The sequence below is a fragment of the Pseudomonas sp. JL3 genome (genome assembly GCF_031570575.1).
GTDB classification, from domain to species: Bacteria; Pseudomonadota; Gammaproteobacteria; order Pseudomonadales; family Pseudomonadaceae; genus Aquipseudomonas; species Aquipseudomonas cucumis.
In genome coordinates this window covers 334155-354125 of sequence record NZ_JAKWJK010000004.1, presented here as the reverse complement: position 1 = coordinate 354125, position 19971 = coordinate 334155, and the positions used below count along the sequence as shown (strand labels likewise).

General features: G+C 58.7%; 19 protein-coding genes and 1 tRNA gene. 15 read left to right on the top strand and 5 right to left on the bottom strand.

The genetic code is table 11. The annotated features are described in order from the left end of the window. Position 1: 1 nt before the first annotated feature. On the top strand, positions 2-271 hold the full coding sequence (locus tag MMG91_RS10855) for a hypothetical protein (RefSeq protein ID WP_019581692.1): 270 nt from the start codon (positions 2-4) through the stop codon (positions 269-271). Positions 272-350: 79 nt separating this feature from the next. Here the strand turns inward: MMG91_RS10855 and MMG91_RS10850 are convergent. Continuing rightward, positions 351-427: transfer RNA gene (locus MMG91_RS10850), tRNA-Arg, on the bottom strand. Between the two features lie 349 nt (positions 428-776). Between MMG91_RS10850 and gabD the strand changes: the two genes are divergently transcribed. The 3 genes from gabD to MMG91_RS10835 all read left to right on the top strand — a co-directional run bounded on the left by gabD (position 777) and on the right by MMG91_RS10835 (position 5036). After that, positions 777-2219 (top strand): NADP-dependent succinate-semialdehyde dehydrogenase, encoded by a 1443-nt coding sequence (gene gabD, locus MMG91_RS10845; protein ID WP_008068633.1) that lies wholly within the window; start codon positions 777-779, stop codon positions 2217-2219. 189 nt (positions 2220-2408) lie between these two features. Next, on the top strand, positions 2409-3686 hold the full coding sequence (gene gabT, locus MMG91_RS10840; RefSeq protein WP_310659573.1) for a 4-aminobutyrate--2-oxoglutarate transaminase: 1278 nt from the start codon (positions 2409-2411) through the stop codon (positions 3684-3686). A gap of 135 nt (positions 3687-3821) precedes the next feature. Further along, positions 3822-5036: a response regulator gene (locus MMG91_RS10835; protein ID WP_310659572.1), complete on the top strand. Its 1215-nt coding sequence runs from the start codon at positions 3822-3824 to the stop codon at positions 5034-5036. A gap of 133 nt (positions 5037-5169) precedes the next feature. On the opposite strand, the gene MMG91_RS10830 is transcribed toward MMG91_RS10835, so the two are convergent. Together MMG91_RS10830 and desA are read right to left on the bottom strand one after the other, a co-directional pair. Beyond that, entirely contained in the window at positions 5170-6159 is a 990-nt protein-coding gene (locus MMG91_RS10830) for a sensor domain-containing diguanylate cyclase (protein ID WP_310659571.1), read from the bottom strand. A gap of 249 nt (positions 6160-6408) precedes the next feature. Continuing rightward, positions 6409-7593, bottom strand: a complete 1185-nt coding sequence (gene desA, locus MMG91_RS10825) for a delta-9 fatty acid desaturase DesA (protein WP_305447735.1) — start codon at positions 7591-7593, stop codon at positions 6409-6411. A 148-nt stretch (positions 7594-7741) separates the two neighbouring features. On the opposite strand from desA, the gene dibA reads away from it, so the two are divergent. The 6 genes from dibA (at position 7742) to MMG91_RS10795 (ending at position 13985) form a co-directional block, all read left to right on the top strand. After that, complete coding sequence (gene dibA / locus MMG91_RS10820; RefSeq protein WP_310659570.1) at positions 7742-9667, top strand: phosphodiesterase DibA; 1926 nt, start codon at positions 7742-7744, stop codon at positions 9665-9667. A 207-nt stretch (positions 9668-9874) separates the two neighbouring features. Then, on the top strand, positions 9875-10057 hold the full coding sequence (gene oscA, locus MMG91_RS10815) for a sulfur starvation response protein OscA (RefSeq protein WP_007941032.1): 183 nt from the start codon (positions 9875-9877) through the stop codon (positions 10055-10057). Positions 10058-10205: 148 nt separating this feature from the next. Next, positions 10206-11219 (top strand): sulfate ABC transporter substrate-binding protein, encoded by a 1014-nt coding sequence (locus tag MMG91_RS10810; protein ID WP_310659569.1) that lies wholly within the window; start codon positions 10206-10208, stop codon positions 11217-11219. A 71-nt stretch (positions 11220-11290) separates the two neighbouring features. Continuing rightward, positions 11291-12109, top strand: coding sequence for a sulfate ABC transporter permease subunit CysT (gene cysT / locus MMG91_RS10805; RefSeq protein ID WP_310659568.1), 819 nt, complete (start codon positions 11291-11293; stop codon positions 12107-12109). A 13-nt stretch (positions 12110-12122) separates the two neighbouring features. Further along, on the top strand, positions 12123-12992 hold the full coding sequence (cysW, locus tag MMG91_RS10800; RefSeq protein ID WP_305447739.1) for a sulfate ABC transporter permease subunit CysW: 870 nt from the start codon (positions 12123-12125) through the stop codon (positions 12990-12992). Between the two features lie 3 nt (positions 12993-12995). Then, positions 12996-13985 (top strand): sulfate ABC transporter ATP-binding protein, encoded by a 990-nt coding sequence (locus tag MMG91_RS10795; protein ID WP_310659567.1) that lies wholly within the window; start codon positions 12996-12998, stop codon positions 13983-13985. Between the two features lie 90 nt (positions 13986-14075). On the opposite strand, the gene MMG91_RS10790 is transcribed toward MMG91_RS10795, so the two are convergent. Further along, a complete protein-coding gene (locus tag MMG91_RS10790) occupies positions 14076-14594 on the bottom strand; it encodes a DUF962 domain-containing protein (RefSeq protein ID WP_305504078.1) in 519 nt (172 codons plus the stop codon). A gap of 85 nt (positions 14595-14679) precedes the next feature. Between MMG91_RS10790 and MMG91_RS10785 the strand changes: the two genes are divergently transcribed. Together MMG91_RS10785 and MMG91_RS10780 are read left to right on the top strand one after the other, a co-directional pair. Continuing rightward, entirely contained in the window at positions 14680-15366 is a 687-nt protein-coding gene (locus tag MMG91_RS10785) for a Crp/Fnr family transcriptional regulator (RefSeq protein WP_310659566.1), read from the top strand. Positions 15367-15442: 76 nt separating this feature from the next. Then, positions 15443-15808: a response regulator gene (locus MMG91_RS10780; RefSeq protein WP_030131593.1), complete on the top strand. Its 366-nt coding sequence runs from the start codon at positions 15443-15445 to the stop codon at positions 15806-15808. Between the two features lie 80 nt (positions 15809-15888). Here MMG91_RS10780 and MMG91_RS10775 read toward each other — a convergent pair whose 3' ends face one another. Continuing rightward, positions 15889-16893, bottom strand: a complete 1005-nt coding sequence (locus tag MMG91_RS10775; RefSeq protein WP_305447743.1) for an AraC family transcriptional regulator — start codon at positions 16891-16893, stop codon at positions 15889-15891. Between the two features lie 100 nt (positions 16894-16993). On the opposite strand from MMG91_RS10775, the gene MMG91_RS10770 reads away from it, so the two are divergent. The 3 genes from MMG91_RS10770 to MMG91_RS10760 all read left to right on the top strand — a co-directional run bounded on the left by MMG91_RS10770 (position 16994) and on the right by MMG91_RS10760 (position 19932). Next, positions 16994-18061: a fatty acid desaturase gene (locus MMG91_RS10770; RefSeq protein WP_310659565.1), complete on the top strand. Its 1068-nt coding sequence runs from the start codon at positions 16994-16996 to the stop codon at positions 18059-18061. 176 nt (positions 18062-18237) lie between these two features. Then, positions 18238-18564, top strand: coding sequence for a hypothetical protein (locus tag MMG91_RS10765; RefSeq protein WP_305447745.1), 327 nt, complete (start codon positions 18238-18240; stop codon positions 18562-18564). A gap of 786 nt (positions 18565-19350) precedes the next feature. Beyond that, on the top strand, positions 19351-19932 hold the full coding sequence (locus MMG91_RS10760) for an alpha/beta hydrolase (protein WP_310659564.1): 582 nt from the start codon (positions 19351-19353) through the stop codon (positions 19930-19932). Positions 19933-19971 lie beyond the last annotated feature (39 nt).

Sequence of the window (19971 nt, the reverse complement as noted above, 5' to 3'; positions counted from 1 at the left end):
TTTGGCAACAACACCCGAAAGCGCGCACTATCAGCCCATAGCCGATGCGTTGGAGGATGCCGTGGCACAAAAAATCGACCGCATCGCCCAAATGCTCAACTGCCCGGTGAAGGGTGAGGAATTACGGCGAGCAGTGACTGAGAGTCGCAAGGAGTTTCTTCTGGCGAAGCAGGCAGAAGATGATCTTGAGGAAGACGTTCTTGATGATGAGTTGATCGAGGACGAAGAAGACGATGATGAGTACGACGAGTTTGACTGGACGACAGAATGAAAAAACCGCTTTGGCGGTTTTTTTTTGCCCACAAAAAAGCCCCAGACCCTAAGATCTGAGGCTTTTTCATTTCTACATATGGTGCACCAGGCGGGATTCGAACCCACGACCCCTGCCTTCGGAGGGCAGTACTCTATCCAGCTGAGCTACTGGTGCAATGCGGGCGCCATGATACTCATATGCACTGCGGGCGTCCATGCCGCTGAATCGCCTGCGTTTTTCCAAAGCGTAACCGGCGTTTGCTACGCTGATCCGGAAAAATAGGCAAATGCGGCGTTTTCGTTCTTTTTTTCGAACAGCCTATTGTCCTTTACCCCCTTTGATCCTAGGATTCGTTTGAGATTTCAAACGCTCTTGTCTGGGTGCTGAACCGCACGAGTTCGATCAGTGCGTTATTTATGTGCTTCAGCCCGGTGAATGATTTCCCTGACGGCAGCCTATAAGGCGCCTTTCTATAATCATAATTCGCTCCGCGCGTGCCGCGGTGCTGTTAAGGAAAGCCGACATGCAGCTTAAAGACACCCAGTTGTTCCGCCAGCAAGCCTTTATCGATGGCGCTTGGGTCGATGCGGACAACGGTCAGACGATCAAGGTCAATAACCCGGCAACGGGCGAAATTCTGGGCACTGTGCCGAAAATGGGCGCTGCTGAAACCCGTCGTGCAATCGAAGCCGCTGACAAAGCGCTGCCGGCCTGGCGTGGACTGACCGCCAAGGAGCGCGCGAACAAACTGCGTCGCTGGTTCGAGCTGATCATCGAGAACCAGGACGACCTGGCGCGCCTGATGACCCTCGAGCAGGGCAAGCCATTGGCTGAAGCCAAGGGCGAGATCGTTTACGCCGCTTCCTTTATCGAGTGGTTCGCCGAAGAAGCCAAGCGCGTTTACGGTGATGTGATTCCGGGGCACCAGCCAGACAAGCGCCTGATCGTGATCAAGCAGCCGATCGGCGTGACCGCAGCGATCACTCCGTGGAACTTCCCGGCCGCGATGATCACCCGTAAAGCCGGCCCGGCTCTGGCCGCCGGTTGCACCATGGTGCTCAAGCCTGCTTCGCAAACCCCGTTCTCTGCATTTGCCCTGGCTGAACTGGCTCAGCGCGCCGGTATTCCGAACGGCGTGTTCAGTGTGGTGACCGGCAGCGCCGGCGACATTGGCAGCGAGCTGACAGGCAACCCGATCGTACGCAAACTGTCGTTCACCGGCTCGACCGAAATCGGTCGTCAGTTGATGACCGAGTGCGCCAAGGACATCAAGAAAGTCTCGCTGGAACTGGGCGGCAACGCGCCGTTCATCGTGTTCGACGACGCGGACCTGGATAAGGCCGTCGAAGGCGCGATCATTTCCAAGTACCGCAACAACGGCCAGACCTGCGTCTGCGCCAACCGCCTGTACATTCAGGATTCGGTCTATGACGCGTTCGCCGAAAAACTGAAAGTGGCCGTGGCCAAACTCAAGATCGGTAACGGTCTGGAAGACGGCACCACCACTGGCCCGCTGATCGACGAAAAAGCCGTGGCCAAGGTTCAAGAGCACATTGCTGACGCCGTCGGTAAAGGCGCCACCGTGCTGGCGGGCGGCAAGAGCATGCAAGGCAATTTCTTCGAGCCGACCATCCTGACCAACGTGCCGAACAACGCTGCGGTGGCCAAGGAAGAAACCTTCGGTCCATTGGCGCCACTGTTCCGCTTCAAAGACGAAGCCGACGTGATCGCGATGTCCAACGACACCGAATTCGGTCTGGCCTCGTACTTCTATGCGCGTGACCTGGGCCGTGTGTTCCGTGTGGCTGAAGCCCTGGAATACGGCATGGTCGGCGTCAACACCGGGTTGATCTCCAACGAAGTCGCGCCGTTCGGCGGCATCAAGGCGTCGGGCCTGGGCCGTGAAGGCTCCAAGTACGGCATCGAAGATTACCTGGAAATCAAATACCTCTGCCTGGGCATCTGAGTCCGGCAAGGCAAGGCATTGCTTCAAGCGCAAAGGGCACGAGAGCGCTGTCCCTTTGCGACGTTTCAAACGGAATTTTCTCTGTGGCCGGGAAAGCTGTGGCAGTCGATCATCGCATGCTGCCGTAGTTGCCTCCCCGCCGCATTTTCCTTGAACCACGCCGCCCGATGAGCGGTGAATGAGGACACTATGAGCAAGACTAACGCATCCCTGATGAAACGCCGCGAAGCCGCTGTACCGCGCGGTGTTGGCCAGATTCACCCGATCTTCGCCGACCACGCGAAGAACGCCACCGTGACCGACGTTGAAGGTCGCGAGTTCATCGACTTCGCCGGCGGTATCGCCGTGCTGAACACCGGTCACCTGCACCCGAAAGTCATCGCGGCCGTTACCGAACAGTTGAACAAGCTGACCCACACCTGCTTCCAGGTCCTGGCCTACGAGCCGTACGTGGAACTGTGCGAAAAAATCAACGCCAAGGTGCCGGGTGATTTCGCCAAGAAAACCCTGCTGGTGACCACCGGTTCCGAAGCCGTGGAAAACGCCGTGAAAATCGCCCGCGCCGCCACTGGCCGTGCCGGCGTGATCGCGTTCACCGGCGCTTACCACGGTCGCACCATGATGACCTTGGGCCTGACCGGTAAAGTCGTGCCTTACTCGGCCGGCATGGGCCTGATGCCAGGCGGCATCTTCCGCGCGCTGTACCCGAACGAATTGCACGGTGTGAGCATCGACGATTCGATCGCCAGCATCGAGCGCATCTTCAAGAACGACGCCGAGCCGCGTGACATCGCTGCCATCATCATCGAGCCGGTGCAGGGCGAAGGTGGTTTCTACGTCGCGCCTAAAGAGTTCATGAAGCGTCTGCGCGCCCTGTGCGACCAGCACGGCATCCTGTTGATCGCGGACGAAGTGCAGACTGGCGCTGGCCGTACCGGCACTTTCTTCGCCATGGAACAGATGGGCGTTGCCGCCGACCTGACCACCTTCGCCAAATCCATCGCTGGCGGCTTCCCGCTGGCCGGCGTGTGCGGCAAGGCCGAATACATGGACGCCATCGCTCCGGGCGGCCTGGGCGGTACTTACGCCGGTAGCCCGATCGCGTGCGCCGCGGCCCTGGCCGTGATGGAAGTATTCGAAGAAGAGCACCTGCTGGATCGCTGCAAAGCGGTCGGCGAACGTCTGGTGACTGGCCTGAAAGCTATCCAGGCCAAGTACCCGGTGATCGGCGACGTGCGTGCCTTGGGCGCGATGATCGCTGTCGAGCTGTTCGAAAACGGCGACAGCCACAAGCCGAACCCGACTGCTGTAGCCGCCGTTGTGGCCAAGGCGCGCGACAAGGGCCTGATCCTGCTGTCGTGCGGCACCTACGGCAACGTTCTGCGCGTGCTGGTACCGCTGACCGCGTCGGACGAGCTGCTGGATAAAGGCCTGGCGATCATGGAAGAGTGCTTCGCCGAGCTCTGATGCATTTGTGACCTGATCGACAAAAAACCCGCTTCGGCGGGTTTTTTTATACCGCTTGAAAGCATCAGGGGGTAAGTGCTCTGTATCGAATGGCCATCATTGACTAAGGTGCAAGCATTGCCGTTGGAGTGTGCGATGACTGCTGTCGTTTTACCTGCTGTACCGCGTGTGCTGATTGCCGAGGCCGACCCTTGGTCCCGCGACCTGCTCAAGCAGGTGTTGTTGAATGTGCGCTGCGACGCACGGCTGGACCTGTGTGCCGATGGCCAGGAGACACTGCACCTGTTGGCGGAAAATCCTTACGACTTGGTGATCGTCGACTGGGAGTTGCCCGGCGTCGATGGCCTGAACGTCTTGCGCAGTGTCCGTCAGCGCAAGCGTAACCCGCCGCTGCCCTTCATTCTGATGAGCAGCCGCAACGACAGCGCCAGCGTGCGCGAAGTCTTGCCCTTGGCGCCGACGGCGTACCTGACCAAACCCTTGAACATGGAAAGCCTGACCCAGCGCCTGCAGGATTTGTTGCTGAACGCCGGTGAAGAGGTGTCGTGCGAGGTGCCGTCATTGGCGCCAGGCATGACCTTGTCGGTGTACCTGGAGCGGCGGCGCGAACTGGCGGAGGGGGCGCCGTTGATGACCGACGTGCAGGTGGCGATCAAACGCAGCCTCAATCCCAATGGCCTCGATCTGACGCGGCTGGAAGATGAAATCCGCACCGACCCGCAAATTACCGCTGTCCTGATCGCCGCCGCCAACAGCGCAGCCCAGCATCATGGCGTCGCTGTGCAAACCCTGGCCCAAGCGCTGCACCGCTTGGGCACCGGGCAAAGCATGAACCTGATTCTGGGGCTCGCTCTCAAACGCAGTGCCCGGCTCAGCGATCCGCAGCTGGCGGATTATGCCGAGCGTTATTGGGAGTTGTCCCTGCATACCGCCGAATACGCGCGAACGTTGGCGCGTTTGCTGGATCTGGATCAGGCGCGCTGTTATTGCGCAGGCATGCTGCATTGCCTCGGCGACTTGGCGTTGCTGCGTTGTTTGCAGGAGTGGAAGCAGGCCGGTGGTGAGCTGGATGAATGGCAGGAAGTCGGCGATGCACTGGCCGAGTTCGGCGCGGCTTACGGTTCGGCGCTGCGGGCCCGCTGGCGCCTGCCTTTGGAGCTGCGAGAGCTGATTGCGGCGGTTTACCAGTTCGGTGGTGGGGTTTACTCCCGCGAAGCGCTGGTGATGAACATGGCCGCGCAACTGGCGCGCCTGACCGAGCATGAGGGGATCGAGGCGTTGTCCAAAAGCCGTACGGCACGATTGCTCAAGATTGGATTGCCGGAACTGATGCGTTTGCGCAAAAAATAAGCTTTATGCAATACCTGTGGGAGCGGGCTTGCCCGCGATGAGGGTCTGACATTCAGCATTGATTTAGGCTGATAGTCCGCCATCGTGGGCAAGCCCGCTCCCAAAAGTTTTGCATCGAGTTTTCTATTCGAGCTCAGCCAGAAATGATGCGATTCTTGCCCTGCCGCTTGGCCTGGTACATCGCCGCATCGGCGCGGGCGAACAGGCTGTCGAGGTTTTCATCATCGGGTGTGAGGCTGCTCAGGCCCTGGCTGACGGTGATGCCGAACGTCTGGCCGCTATGGCTGAAATTCAAGCGCTGAATCTCCCGTTGCAGGCGCTCGGCCACTTGCATGGCCATATCCGGTGCACAGCCGGGGAACACCGCGGCGAACTCCTCGCCGCCAATCCGCCCGAACAGATCGCCACGCCGCAGCGCCGCGCGGCCGCTCTCGGCGATGCGTTGCAGCACCTTATCGCCTTCCTGATGGCCGTAGGTGTCGTTGACCACTTTGAAGTCATCGATGTCCAGCAGCAGGAACGCCATCGGCGAACCGTTCAATCGCGCCTGCTCGAATTCACGATTAGCGCACTCGAAGAAGTGCCGGCGGTTGCTGCTTTGGGTTAACACATCGGTGCTGGCCAGGCGTTGCAGCTCGGCTTCCATCTGCTTTTTCTCGGTGATGTCTTCGGCAATGCCGACGATGATCACCGGTTGGCCCGGTTCGGCCTGACGGTTGATGAAACATTTGTCGCTGAGCCAGCGCACCTGGCCGTCGGCGGCGATGATTCGGTATTCGCGATCTTCAACGGCGCCTTTGACCAGCACTTGCGCCAGGCTGCGTTCGGCGTAGTCCAGATCGTCGGGATAGACGCTGTCGCGCCAGTGGTTGTAGTCGGACAACAAGAGACCGGCGGGGCGGCCGAAAATCCGGTCATAAGCCGGGCTGACGTAGAGCACCTGACGGGTTTCCCAGTTGAATGCCCAAAGCACGGCGTTGACGCTAACCAGCAGCGAGCTGAACAGCTGTTCGCGTTCGCTCAGGCGCGCCACTTCACCCTGGGCATGCATCAGCGCCATCAGGGTTTGCGCGGCCTCGGGCCACTGTGGAAGGGATGTGTCTTGTAGGTTTTTATGGACCATCGGCACAAATCTCAAAGGGCGTGCCGCTATTTCGACAGCGGCCAGAACAAAGCCCGCCTGAATGGCGAAGTGTCTTTGAGATAGGGGATTTGGAGCGAAGTTCCCGCTCTTCGTGGCGAGGGAGCTTGCTCCCGCCGGGCGGTACTGGCGACGCGTTTTTTCAGTTAAAACGCGTCGTCAGGTATTGCGGCTGCTGCGCAGCCGAGCGGGAGCAAGCTCCCTCGCCACAGGTGTGCCCTTGATTCAGGGTCAGGCCGTGGCGGGGCGCAGGGAGTAGGTTTTCAGTTGGTCGGCGAAGTCGCGCAGGGATTGAATCCCGCTGGCCTCGGCCTCGTGTACCCAATCCTTGATGGCAGCCAGCATGTCGTGACCATTTGAGCTGGTCTTGACCCAGATCTGTTGCAAGGCCAGGCGTTTTTCGTAAATTACCTTCAGCGCCTGGCTGTGCTCGAGCATGGTCTGGATGCGCATATGGTGTTTGTCGTCCAGCAGGCTGGTTTCCCGCGACAGCAAACGCTTGGCCCGGTGGAACTGGTGACGGACCGAGTGATCGACCTTTTCCAGCTCTTGCTTGACCAGCGGCGCGATCACCAGCTTGCGGTACTGGGCCATGATCTGGAAGCGGTTGTTGAGGATCGCCATGGCGGTGTCCATGTCCAGGCTGCCTTTGCCTTCGACACGGTGGGCGATCGGCGCGACCCGCTGGACCTTGGCCAGACGCAGGAAGCTGAAGACCTGGATCCAGGCCCAGCCGAGGTCGAATTCCCATTTCTTCACCGACAGTTTGGCGGAGTTAGGGTAGGTGTGATGGTTGTTATGCAGTTCTTCGCCGCCGATCAGGATGCCCCAGGGCACCAGATTGGTCGCCGCATCGCGGCATTCGAAGTTGCGGTAGCCGATGGCATGGCCCAGGCCATTGACCACGCCGGCGGCCCACACCGGGATCCACATCATCTGGATGGCCCAGATGGTAATGCCGATGGTGCCGAACAGCAGCAGGTCGATGACGCCCATGATCGCCACGCCCAGCAGCGGGAAGCGGCTGTAGAGGTTGCGTTCGATCCAGTCTTCGGGGCAGTTCTTGCCGTAGATGCGCAGGGTCTCGGGGTTTTCCGCTTCGGCGCGATACAGCTCGGCGCCTTTGCGCAGAACGGTGGACAGACCCTTGATGACCGGGCTGTGCGGGTCATCGACGGTTTCGCATTTGGCGTGGTGCTTGCGGTGGATAGCCGTCCACTCGCGGGTGTTCTGCGCCGTGGTCAACCACAGCCAGAAGCGGAAGAAATGTTTCAGGCCGGCATTGAGCTCAAGCGAGCGATGGGCTGAATAGCGATGCAGATAAACCGTGACGCCGACGATAGTCACGTGGGTCATCAGTAGGGTGACTGCCACCAGTGACCAGGGCGATAAGCCAAGAAAACCTTCGTACCACATAGCCTATAGGACCCTCGATAAAGAAAAAAACAGCCGTTGCATTATCACTTAGCCCACAGATAAAACCAGTCGCCCTTTCAGATAAGAGTGGCCGGATGTTTCTTTAATCTATAATTCCAGCCTTTTTTGTAGGGACATGGACGCTCTAATGTCAGCAACATATCGCGATGCTTTGCGTGCAGCGCTGCTCTATCTGGTGCTTTCCGTAGCCTGGCTCCAGTTTAGTGGTTACTTATTGAACAGGTTCTTCGATAGTTCCACCGACCTGCTGCGCGGGCAACTGATCAACGGTTATGCCTGGGTGGCGTTCAGCGCCGGGCTAATCTTTATTGCGCGGGCCCGATTGTTTCGCCGCCTGGGCGTCGGCGCCAAATTGCGTGAGCGCACTGCAGACCGGGAGCGTTTGCGTCAGGCGGCAGCGGTGTTCGATTGCACTCGTGAAGGGGTGCTGGTCACTGATAGCAAAGGCTTGATCGTCCATGTGAACCGGGCGTTCATGGAAATCACCGGCTACCAGCGCGAGGAGGTGTTGGGTCAGCGACCGAACATGTTCAAGTCGGGCCATCACCCGCCGGGTTTCTACCAGGCGATGTTCGCCACACTCGACAGCCTCGGCGAGTGGAGCGGGGAAATCTGGAACCGTCGCAAAAGCGGCGAGATCTACCCGCAATGGCAGACGATCCGTCTCATTCACGATGATCAGGGCCAGTTCAGCCAGTACGTTGCGGTGTTTTCCGACATCAGCGCGATCAAGAAGTCCGAACATGAACTGACGCACCTGGCCCATCACGATCCGCTGACCGATCTGCCCAATCGCCTGCTGCTTACCGACCGTGCCGGGCAGGCCGTGGTTTCGGCGCAGGTCCATAAGCGCGGTTGCGCGTTGTTGATGATCGATCTGGACCACTTCAAGTTGATCAACGACAGTCTCGGCCACAGTGTCGGCGATCAGCTGCTCAAGGGCGTGGCTGAGCGCCTGAACGCCTTGTTCGGCCCTGACATCACACTGGCGCGACTCAGTGGCGATGAATTTGCGGTATTGGCTGAAAACTGCCCGCAACCGGGGCACGCCGCGGCGCTGGCTCAGCGGGTCATCGATGGCCTTAAAGAACCGTTCCAGATCAACGGGCATTCGCTATTTATCAACGCCAGCATCGGCATCAGCCTGTTCCCCAGCGATGCCTTGAGTGCCGAGCAACTGTTGCGCAACGCCGACTCGGCGCTGTTCAAGGCCAAGAGCGCTGGCCGCGACAGCTACGCTCTCTACACCGAAGAACTGACCGCGCATGCCCAGCAACGCGTTGAGATCGCATTCGAATTGCGCCGAGCGCTGGAGCAGCAGGAATTGCGGGTTTATTACCAGCCTGTGCATGACCTCAAAACCAGTCGCCTGATCGGCGTCGAGGCGCTGGTGCGCTGGGAGCATCCGCAACGCGGGCTGGTGTCGCCGGCTGAATTTATCCCTATTGCCGAACGCACGGGGCTGATCGCTGAGATCGATGCCTGGATCATGCGCCAGGCCTGCCAGCAGATGTGCCTGTGGCAAGCGGCGGGCGTGGTGTTGTCGTTTGTCGCGGTGAACGTTTCTTCTCGCCTGTTCGCCCGACGCGAGTTGTATCAGCAGGTGGCTCAGGTGCTGCACGATACTGGCCTGGATCCTGCGTATCTGGAGCTGGAAGTCACCGAAAGCGCGGTGATGGAAGACCCGGAAGTGGCGTTGGAACAGATGCATCGCTTGCGCGAATTGGGCGTGAGGCTGGCCATCGATGATTTCGGCACGGGCTATTCATCATTGCTGCGGCTCAAGCGTTTGCCGGTGCAAAAACTCAAGATCGACCAGGGATTCGTCGCGGGCTTGCCAGGTGATGAGGATGACGCGGCGATCGCGCGGATAATCATTGCGCTGGCGCTGAGCATGGGGATGCAAGTGCATGCCGAGGGGGTCGAGCAGGCCGAGCAGGCGAGTTTCCTGCTCGAGCACGACTGCGATTTGGGGCAAGGGTACTGGTTTGGGCGGCCGATGCCGGCGGCATCATTGGATTGGACCCGGGCGCCAGTGATTCTCCCGCGCTGATCGTTCCCACGCTGCGTGGGAATGCATCCAGTGACGCTCTGCGTCACCTCTCGATCAGGGATGCAGAGCATAGGAACGATCAATATTTTGGTTATATAAAAATTCTTAAATAGTCTTTTTAAGAATATCTGCGCCTATCTACTATTGCCCCTACGCCGCAAGCAGTGCCCGCCACTGCCAGGCATATCTCATTAAAGGAGCAGCACCATGAGCGCATCCCTACGCAGTGTTGACGGGCAGGACGAAGCCACCATTTTGCGTGAGATCCAGAGCGCCCTGCGCGATCTGCGCTTTGGCGCGGTGGAAATCACCGTGCACAACGCCCAGGTGGTTCAGATCGAACGCAAAGAGAAATTCCGTTTGCAGAACCCGGGCAATAAACCGAGCTGAAGCGAAAGATTGAAAGATCAAAAGATCGCAGCCTTCGGTAGCTCCTACGCACCTGTGGGCGCCGCCGAAAGCTGCGATCTTCGAACAGGCAACCCGTTCCAGACCATAAGAAAAAGCCAACACACCAAGAATTCCAGGAGCTTTCACCATGTCGTCGATTCGTCATCTTGCTTTGGCCGCCCTGGCCAGTGCCCTTTTTGCTGGTTCCGTGGTTGCCAAGGATTATGAGCTGCTCAACGTGTCGTATGACCCGACCCGTGAGCTGTACCAGGAGTACAACGCCGAGTTCATCAGCTTCTGGAAAAAAGACCACGCTGGCGACAACGTGAAAATCCAGCAGTCCCACGGTGGTTCGGGCAAGCAGGGCCGGGCAGTGATCGACGGTCTGCGGGCCGACGTGGTGACCCTGGCCCTGGCCGGTGATATCGACGAAATCGCCAAGCTCGGCAAGAGCCTGCCGGCTGACTGGCAGAAGCGCCTGCCGGAGGCAAGCACGCCTTACACTTCGACTATCGTGTTCCTGGTGCGCAAGGGCAACCCGAAAGGCATCAAGGACTGGGGCGACCTGACCAAAAACGGCGTGGAAGTCATCACCCCGAACCCGAAAACCTCCGGCGGCGCACGCTGGAATTTCCTCGCGGCCTGGGCCTATGGCCTGAAAGCCAACGGCGGTAACGAAGCCAAGGCCGAAGAGTACGTGCAGACGCTGTTTAAACACGTGCCCGTGCTTGACACCGGTGCTCGCGGCTCGACCATCACCTTCGTCAACAACGGTCAGGGCGACGTGTTGCTGGCTTGGGAAAACGAGGCCTTCCTGGCGTTGAAAGAAGACGGCGGCGCCGACAAATTCGACATCGTCGTGCCTTCGCTGTCGATCCTGGCCGAACCACCGGTGGCCGTGGTCGACAAGAACGCCGAGAAAAAGGGCAACACCGAAATCGCCGAAGCGTACCTCAAACACCTGTACAGCCCGGCCGGCCAGGAAATCGCAGCGAAAAACTTCTATCGTCCACGTGACAAGGACGTAGCCGCCAAGTACGCCAAGCAGTTCCCGACACTGGAACTGGTGACCATCGACAAGGACTTCGGTGGCTGGAAAACCGCGCAACCGAAATTCTTCAATGACGGTGGCGTGTTCGACCAGATTTATCAGGCGCAGTAACCTGAAATAGATCAGCCAACGGGCTCCGATCTTACTGTCGGGGCTTAGCGCGTTTTCAACCAAGGACTTTTATGTCGCGTCGTATCTCCCCCGTCATACCCGGCTTCGGGCTGACGCTGGGCTACACCTTGGTGTACCTCAGCCTGATTGTGCTCATTCCACTGGCGGCGATGTTCGTGCATGCCGCTCAACTGACCTGGGAGCAGTTCTGGGCAATCATCTCGGCGCCGCGGGTGCTGGCGGCGTTGAAGCTGAGCTTCGGCACCGCACTCTATGCCGCGATCATCAACGGCATCATTGGCACGCTGCTGGCCTGGGTGCTGGTGCGCTACACCTTCCTGGGGCGCAAAGTCATCGACGCGATGATCGATCTGCCCTTTGCTTTGCCCACTGCAGTGGCCGGTATCGCGCTGACCGCGCTGTACACCCCCACTGGCTTGGTGGGTCAGTTCGCGGCGGACCTGGGTTTCAAGATCGCCTACACCCCCCTCGGCATCACCTTGGCGCTGACTTTTGTAACACTTCCATTCGTAGTACGTACGGTACAGCCTGTACTGGCCGATATCCCGCGTGAGGTGGAAGAGGCGGCGGCTTGCCTCGGGGCGAAACCTTTGCAGGTTTTCCGCCATATTTTGGTGCCGGCGCTATTACCTGCCTGGCTGACCGGTTTCGCTTTGGCCTTTGCCCGCGGGGTCGGCGAGTACGGTTCGGTGATTTTTATCGCCGGCAACATGCCGATGAAAACCGAAATTCTGCCGCTGCTGATCATGGTCAAACTCGACCAGTACGATTACACCGGCGCCACCTCCATTGGTGTACTGATGCTGGTGGTTTCCTTTGTCCTGTTGCTGCTGATCAACTTGCTGCAGCGGCGCATCGAAACCCCATAAGGAGGCGCAAAAAATGTCCCAATCGTCTATTGCAGCGGCCTCCTCGAACGCCGCCCGCCGTGGCAGCGCCACGTCGCGGCGAGTCTTGATCGGTCTCGGCTGGCTGATCTTCGCGCTGTTTTTGTTATTGCCGTTGTTCATCGTGGTGTCCCAAGGCCTGAAGTTGGGCCTGGGTGCGTTCTTCACGGCGATCTTCGAGCCGGACGCCTTGTCGGCGTTGAAGCTCACCGTGATCGCGGTGCTGATTTCGGTGCCACTGAACCTGGTGTTCGGTGTCAGCGCGGCGTGGTGCGTGAGTAAATACTCGTTCCGCGGCAAGAGCATGCTGGTGACCCTGATCGACCTGCCGTTCTCGGTGTCGCCGGTGATCGCAGGTCTGGTCTACGTGTTGATGTTCGGCGCCCAGGGCATCTTTGGCCCGTGGTTGCAGGATCACGACATCCAGATCGTGTTTGCCTTGCCAGGCATCGTGCTGGCGACGATTTTCGTCACTGTGCCGTTCGTGGCCCGTGAATTGATCCCGCTGATGCAGGAACAAGGCACCCAGGAAGAAGAGGCAGCGCGCCTGCTCGGGGCCAATGGCTGGCAGATGTTCTGGCACATCACCGTTCCCAATATCAAATGGGGCCTGATCTATGGCGTGGTGCTGTGTACGGCCCGGGCCATGGGTGAGTTCGGTGCGGTGTCGGTGGTTTCCGGGCACATTCGCGGGGTGACCAACACCCTGCCGCTGCACGTCGAGATCCTCTACAACGAATACAACCACGTGGCCGCGTTCGCCGTGGCGAGCCTGTTGCTGATCCTGGCGCTCTTGATCCTGCTGCTCAAGCAGTGGAGCGAAAACCGTATTAACCGCCTGCGCGCCAGCGCCGCGGAGGAATAAGTCATGTCGATCGAAGTGCGTAACGTCAGCAAGAACTTCCACGCGTTCAAGGCGCTGGACAACATCAGCCTGGACATTCAAAGCGGCGAGCTGGTGGCGCTGCTGGGGCCGTCCGGCTGCGGCAAGACCACCTTGCTGCGAATCATCGCCGGTCTGGAAACCCCGGATCAGGGCAACATCGTGTTCCATGGTGAAGACGTTTCCGGCCACGATGTGCGTGATCGCAATGTCGGTTTCGTGTTCCAGCACTACGCCTTGTTCCGGCACATGTCGGTGTTCGATAACGTTGCGTTCGGCCTGCGCATGAAGCCGAAAAACCAGCGCCCGAACGAAAGCCAGATCGCAGAGAAAGTCCACGAACTACTGAACATGGTGCAACTGGATTGGTTGGCCGATCGCTACCCGGAACAACTCTCCGGCGGCCAGCGTCAGCGCATCGCGTTGGCCCGCGCCTTGGCGGTGGAGCCCAAAGTGCTGCTGCTCGACGAGCCTTTCGGCGCCCTCGACGCCAAGGTCCGTAAAGAGCTGCGTCGTTGGCTCGCGCGGCTGCACGAAGACATCAACCTGACCTCGGTATTCGTGACCCACGACCAGGAAGAGGCGATGGAAGTCGCCGACCGGATCGTGGTGATGAACAAGGGCGTGATCGAGCAGATCGGCTCACCGGGCGACGTCTACGAAAACCCGGCCAGCGATTTCGTCTATCACTTCCTCGGCGATTCGAACCGTCTGCATTTGGGTGAAGACCGGCACGTGCTGTTCCGTCCACACGAAGTATCGCTGTCGCGGCATGAACTGGAAGACCACCACGCGGCGCAAGTGCGGGATATTCGTCCGCTGGGCGCCACCACGCGGGTGACGCTGAAGGTTGAAGGCCAGAGCGAGCTGATCGAAGCCGAAGTGGTGAAGGATCACGACAGCCTGGTCGGCTTGGCGAAGGGTGAGACGCTGTTCTTCAAGCCCAAGGTCTGGCAGAAAGTCGCCAACCTTTAAAAGCAAAAGCTTCGCGAGCAGGCTCGCTCCCACAGTGATTTGTGTCGTTCACAAATCCCCTGTGAGAGCGAGCCTGCTCGCGATGGCGTCTTACGTTGCTGCGTTTTTCTGACGCAAACGCACACCCCCCACTCGCGCCTCGATCTGCTCTTTTAGCTCATGCCGCATCCCGAGCAAAAACGCCAACTCAACCACCACAAACAACGGCCCGACAATCAACCCCGTCACATCATCGACAAACGCCGGTTTGCGCCCCTCGTAATGATGTCCGACAAACTGAATCGCCCAGCCCACCACAAACATACCGATGCCACTGGCCAGCCAGACCAGCGTACTTTGCTGCGCCAGAACCTGACCCGCCCAAATGCACAGACCGAGCAACACGGTCATCAACACCCCAAGACGCGCCTCCAGACGCAGGTAAAACCACGCCGATGCCATCGCGACCAGCACCGCCGGCGAAATCCAGCCTGCGCCCCATTGCGGCCGCGACAGCAACACCGCGACCGCCACTACAATCAGCGGAATACCGATAAAGTGGCTGGCGATATTGCGCGGATCACGGTGGTAGGCGGCGTATTGACTGAGATGGTCAACGAGGCTTTTCATTGTTATTCCTCCTGTAGGGTGATGGATGATGCGCCGGGTTTCATCTCTCGCTCTGTCAGCCAGGCGACAATCTCCAGGAGTTTTCATGGACATGCAGGTTTGGCGTTCGCGCCTGGATACGGGGCAGTGGTTCAGTCATTTACCTGTTCCCTTACAGGATAGTCTGCTGGCTGCGGCCCGGGTTCGGTGCCTGCCGTCGGGGCAACTGCTATTCAAACGCGGTGATCCGCCGTGCGGGCTGTACGCAGTGCTCGAAGGTTCGGTGCGCATTGGCGCCGTGAGCGAGCAGGGCAAGGAAGCACTGCTGAGCCTGGTGGAAGCGCCGCACTGGTTCGGCGAAATCTGCCTGTTCGATGGCCAGCCGCGAACCCACGATGCCTACGCCGTTGGCCAGTGCACGCTGTTGCACATCCCGCAGGCGACGCTGTTGGAATTGCTCGACCAACAACCGGTTTACTGGCGGCAACTGGCGTTGCTGATGAGCCACAAACTGCGCCTGACCTTCATCAATCTCGAACAGCTGAGTCTGATGCCAGCCCCGGCACGCTTGGCCCATCGCTTGTTGATGATCGCCGAGGGTTACGGTGAAATCGACCCGCCGCGCCGTGTTCTGCAACTGCCGCAGGAGCAACTGGCGTCGATGTTGTCGCTGTCGCGCCAGACCACCAACCAGCTCCTCAAGGATTTGCAGGGGCAAGGGATTCTGAATCTCAAGTATGGCGCGATCGAGATTCTGGATGCCGAGCGGTTGCGAGCGTTGGCGGTGATTTAAAAAATGATCGCCACGGTATTGGTGGGCTTTATCCACGAACGCGCCTAGCCTGTGACGACGACAATCGAGGTGTGCCATGCGTGTGTTGCTAGTGGAAGACGAACCCGAGACCGCCAGTCTCCTGGCCAAAGGCCTGAGCGAAGCGAGTTACGCGGTGGATGTGGCGCTCAATGGCATGGACGGCCGGCGCTTTATCGAATCCGGCGAATACGAACTGATCATCCTCGACGTGATGCTGCCGGGGCTCAACGGCTGGCAGTTGCTGCAGCAGATCCGCAAGCTCGGCGACACACCCGTGCTGCTCCTCACCACCAAGGACGGCATCGAAGATCGCCTGCGCGGGCTGGAATTGCATGAGGATGATTACCTGCTCAAGCCGTTTGCCGTCAGTGAACTGGTGAAGCGGGTGCGCAAGCTGTTGCGGCGGGATCGCGGGCGCTGAAGGTTTGCTGCGTATGGATTACCGCCTTCGCGAGCAAGCCCGCGAAGAGGCCGGAACATACAAAACACCTTCCGGATCTGTCACCGCAACCCATCCCGAAACTGCCCCGGCGTCATCCCGGTCCAGCGTTTGAACGCACGACTGAAGCTGCTGGTGTCGGCGAAACCCAGCAGGTAACTGATTTCGCCCAACGAGCACAGCGGGTCGCGCAGGTGCAACAGCGCCAGGTTTTCCCGACTTTCGTTGAGCAGCGTATCGAACCGACAACCTTCGTCCGCCAGGTGCCGTTGCAGGCTGCGTAGACTCAAATGCAGCGCCTGCGCGATGTGATCGGCCGACGGTTCGCCTTCGGGTAATTGCTCTTCAATGGCGTCGCGAACCTTGCGCTCCCAGGTCAGGGGTTTGAGTTGCGCCAGGGTGCGTTTGAGTACGGTTTCGTTGTGCTCGGCGAGTTCCGGGTTGGCGTCGTCCAGATGGCTGTCGAAGTCCGACAGAGCGAACTCCAGTCGGTCTTCATCAGCGTTGAAATACACCGGCGAGCGGAACACTTTGTGCCATTGATGCGGGTCGGCAGGTTCCGGACGGCGCAGGTAAACCGCCAGCGGAGCGTAGTCACGGCCAAGACGATTGCGGCAGGTGCGCACGTAAATCGCCGCGAAGGCATCGATGGCCTCGAAAGCTGGCGCGGGGTTGCCTTGGGGGATTTTCAGGCGGAAGCAGTAGCGATCCTCGGCGCGGATCAGCTCCAGATCCAGTGCGTTGCTGACCACTTGGTGATAACGCACGATGCGCTCGAAGACTTCCCGCAGGCTGCCGCTGGCCACCAACGCATAACCCAGCGCATGAAACGTGGTGGGGCTGACGAAACGCGACACCCGCAAGCCAATCGCCGGATCGCCGCTGACCTGTACCGCGATTTGCCACAGGCGCGTGGTACTGGACAAGGGGTAACGGGCGTTCGGGTCGTCCATCAACTGCGGGTCGAGCCCCGCCTGTTGGCACAGGGCGGTGCTGTCGAGCCCCAGCGCATCAAGCTGCTTGCGCAGGGCGCGGGTCCAGCTGGCGAGGGAGGTCGGTTCAGTCATGTCGATTGGCGCGTCCGGTCAACAGGTTGGCGTTCACGGCTACCGTTCAGTTAAGCATCGCAAGGCAGGATGCGAGCATCAATAACCAGAGGATGGAAGCATGGACGGTACTTCTGCAAGTCCCCAGCGACTGAATGCAGCACAGCGATCAGCGCATATTCGCCAGGTGGTATTGGCCAAGGGCGTCGAACTGCGTCAGCGCTACCCGATTCTCAACCATCAAGACGCCTTGGGCGCGGGCATTCTGGCCTTCGCATTGGCCGGGATGATCGGTTCGGCAGCGCTGTACATCACCGGGTACATGGCCTGGTGGGTATGCCTGTTGCTGAACGCATTTTTCGCCTCGCTGACCCATGAGCTGGAACATGACCTGATCCACAGCATGTATTTCCGCAAACAACGTGTGCCGCACAACCTGATGATGGGCCTGGTATGGCTGGCGCGACCGAGCACCATCAACCCCTGGATCCGCCGCCATTTGCACCTCAATCACCACAAGGTGTCCGGCACCGAAGCCGACATGGAAGAGCGGGCGATCACCAACGGTGAGCCCTGGGGCATCGCGCGGCTGTTGATGGTCGGTGACAACGTGATGGCGGCGTTCATCCGCATGCTGCGGGCCAAGACCTGGGCGCACAAGTTCAGCATTCTCAAGCGTACTCTGAAGGTTTATGCGCCGCTGGCGCTAGTGCATTGGGGGGCGTGGTACGTGTTCCTCGGTTTCCACGCCACCAACGGCATTGCGCATCTGTTGGGTGCGCCCATCGAATGGTCGGCGACGACATTGGCGGTGATGCAGGTGATCGACATTGCTGTCGTGGTGATCATCGGCCCGAACGTGTTGCGCACGTTCTGCCTGCATTTTGTCAGCTCGAACATGCACTACTACGGTGACGTGGAGCCGGGCAACGTGATTCAGCAGACTCAGGTGTTGAACCCTTGGTGGATGTGGCCCCTGCAGGCGTTCTGCTTCAATTTTGGCAGCAGCCACGGGATCCATCATTTTGTGGTGAAAGAGCCGTTTTACATCCGCCAGATGACCGTCCCGGTGGCGCATGCGGTGATGCGTGAAATGGGTGTGCGGTTCAATGATTTCGGGACGTTCGGGCGGGCGAACCGGTTTGTGACAATTTCTGACTTAGAACCAAGAGAATTAATGAGTACTTGAGTTTGGAATAAGTTATGAAGTGTTTGCATAGTGCTTATTGCATTTTTGTAGATAAATAGGGCCTTTCTTGCATGGACAAAGTTAAAGGGTCGAACCATGCTCAGTGGCGTGAGTTTCCAGGAGGAAACTTGCTCTCAGCGGAAGACACTTATTTAAACGATAAAGGAAATCGAACCATGTCGAGCATTAATGGTACTTATCTAAACTCCAACACTGGCGCCAAGCTGGTTATTACCGATGGCAACGATTCCAATGGCACATTCAGTGGCTCGTTCAGCCAAGGTGGTGTGAACTACGAAGTCAGTTATGGGCACTACCACTTTCAGAACAGCACCGGGCAACCGACCATCATCACCTTTACCGGTTTGAATGATGGCACTGGGTATCAGGCCTGGGCACTGTTCTCCCCGGACCACAACTATTCCCGACTACGGGCTGCGGGTTCGCGTAACAACTTTGATGGTGATGTAGTGTTGTTGGCAGGCGAGTTCGTCAAACAGTAAGCATTTGTTGTAATTGGTAACAGGCTGGTGCATTGGACAGTGCATCGGCCTGTTGTTGTTTGTGGGCGACATTTAATTAATGTTCGCTAAAGTATTGGATGGGTTTTTGGCGGTATTCGGCTTCGGTTCTATCGTAAACCCATGCCTTCTACGAATAATTTCAATGCTGAAAAGCATCGCCATTTGCCTGTTTGGCTACAAGCTTTGTACGACATGGCCTTAGCGAGTCTGACGGATTTCAATATTCCATTCGGGAATAGCTATAATTTTAAATATTACTTTGAGAGATAAGCGTCTGGCGCAATGATGCATCCATGTCAGGTGGGACCTGTCGGGTTTTTCCAAAGCGATCACAGGGGGCCAAGCAGGGTGATGTTGCCTTGGACGACTGGGTCAGCGTACCCATTGATTTCAAAATTCATTAAACCGAAACCTTTTTTGCGCGAAACGTTTACACAAGGAATTCACCATGACTCTCCACTTGAATCCACCGAAAGCGCGGTGATATGGCTGCTGCTCGCCGTTCATTAGGTTGTTCGGCAAGGTCGCGACTCATGGGATTACCACGTTGTCGGTGATTAGCGCGCACTAACAGATTTACGATTTCCGGGGCCGTCTCCTTGGCAGGGTGCGGCCCCTTTTTTATTCCTGTGCAAACACCAAACCCTGTGGGAGCGCATTGCATATTCTATTAAGGTCTTAATAAATAGCTTCTTATTCCTTAGCGAATATAACTCTCCTCCCTATACTCGATCAGGAACAGACACGCAGCAGGAGAGCTCCCCCATGCGCAACGAATCAATTCGCTACCTGATTGTGCCGGGCTGGCAAGGATCGCCAGAAGATCATTGGCAAACCCATTGGCAGAATAGCCTGCCAAACAGTGCGCGGGTGGAGCAGGCCGACTGGCTGACACCTCGTCGCGAAGACTGGGTCGCGGCACTGGCCGAGGCGATTGCCGCCGACAGCACGCCGGTGATTCTGATCGCCCATAGCCTGGGTTGCATCACCGTTGCGCATTGGGCGGCGACTGCGCCGTTGCAGTTTTTGCGGCAGGTGCGCGGCGCGTTGCTGGTCGCGCCAGCGGACGTCGAGCGCCCGGCTTGCGCGCCAGCCCTGCGCAATTTCGCGCCGATTCCGACCCAGTTACTGCCGTTCCCCAGCCAGGTTGTCAGCTCTGACAACGACGCCGCCGTGAGCGCGCCACGTGCGCTTGAACTGGCGCGCCAGTGGGGCGCCGAGGCGGGGATTTTATCGGGGGCCGGGCATATCAACGTGAAGTCCGGTCACCAGCGCTGGGAACAGGGTTTTGCATACCTCTATCGTCTGCAAAACCGCATGGAGCAACACGCCCTGCGTCGTGCTTGAACCCTTTCTTTTTTTACAATCGCCCCCCGTCCCCCCGGC

Coding starts and splice junctions, on each gene's coding strand:
- gabD (WP_008068633.1), top strand. CDS start 777: ATGCAGCTTAAAGACACCCAGTTGTTCCGCCAGCAAGCCTTTATCGAT.
- gabT (WP_310659573.1), top strand. CDS start 2,409: ATGAGCAAGACTAACGCATCCCTGATGAAACGCCGCGAAGCCGCTGTA.
- MMG91_RS10835 (WP_310659572.1), top strand. CDS start 3,822: ATGACTGCTGTCGTTTTACCTGCTGTACCGCGTGTGCTGATTGCCGAG.
- MMG91_RS10830 (WP_310659571.1), bottom strand. CDS start 6,159: ATGGTCCATAAAAACCTACAAGACACATCCCTTCCACAGTGGCCCGAG.
- desA (WP_305447735.1), bottom strand. CDS start 7,593: ATGTGGTACGAAGGTTTTCTTGGCTTATCGCCCTGGTCACTGGTGGCA.
- dibA (WP_310659570.1), top strand. CDS start 7,742: ATGTCAGCAACATATCGCGATGCTTTGCGTGCAGCGCTGCTCTATCTG.
- oscA (WP_007941032.1), top strand. CDS start 9,875: ATGAGCGCATCCCTACGCAGTGTTGACGGGCAGGACGAAGCCACCATT.
- MMG91_RS10810 (WP_310659569.1), top strand. CDS start 10,206: ATGTCGTCGATTCGTCATCTTGCTTTGGCCGCCCTGGCCAGTGCCCTT.
- cysT (WP_310659568.1), top strand. CDS start 11,291: ATGTCGCGTCGTATCTCCCCCGTCATACCCGGCTTCGGGCTGACGCTG.
- cysW (WP_305447739.1), top strand. CDS start 12,123: ATGTCCCAATCGTCTATTGCAGCGGCCTCCTCGAACGCCGCCCGCCGT.
- MMG91_RS10795 (WP_310659567.1), top strand. CDS start 12,996: ATGTCGATCGAAGTGCGTAACGTCAGCAAGAACTTCCACGCGTTCAAG.
- MMG91_RS10790 (WP_305504078.1), bottom strand. CDS start 14,594: ATGAAAAGCCTCGTTGACCATCTCAGTCAATACGCCGCCTACCACCGT.
- MMG91_RS10785 (WP_310659566.1), top strand. CDS start 14,680: ATGGACATGCAGGTTTGGCGTTCGCGCCTGGATACGGGGCAGTGGTTC.
- MMG91_RS10780 (WP_030131593.1), top strand. CDS start 15,443: ATGCGTGTGTTGCTAGTGGAAGACGAACCCGAGACCGCCAGTCTCCTG.
- MMG91_RS10775 (WP_305447743.1), bottom strand. CDS start 16,893: ATGACTGAACCGACCTCCCTCGCCAGCTGGACCCGCGCCCTGCGCAAG.
- MMG91_RS10770 (WP_310659565.1), top strand. CDS start 16,994: ATGGACGGTACTTCTGCAAGTCCCCAGCGACTGAATGCAGCACAGCGA.
- MMG91_RS10765 (WP_305447745.1), top strand. CDS start 18,238: ATGTCGAGCATTAATGGTACTTATCTAAACTCCAACACTGGCGCCAAG.
- MMG91_RS10760 (WP_310659564.1), top strand. CDS start 19,351: ATGCGCAACGAATCAATTCGCTACCTGATTGTGCCGGGCTGGCAAGGA.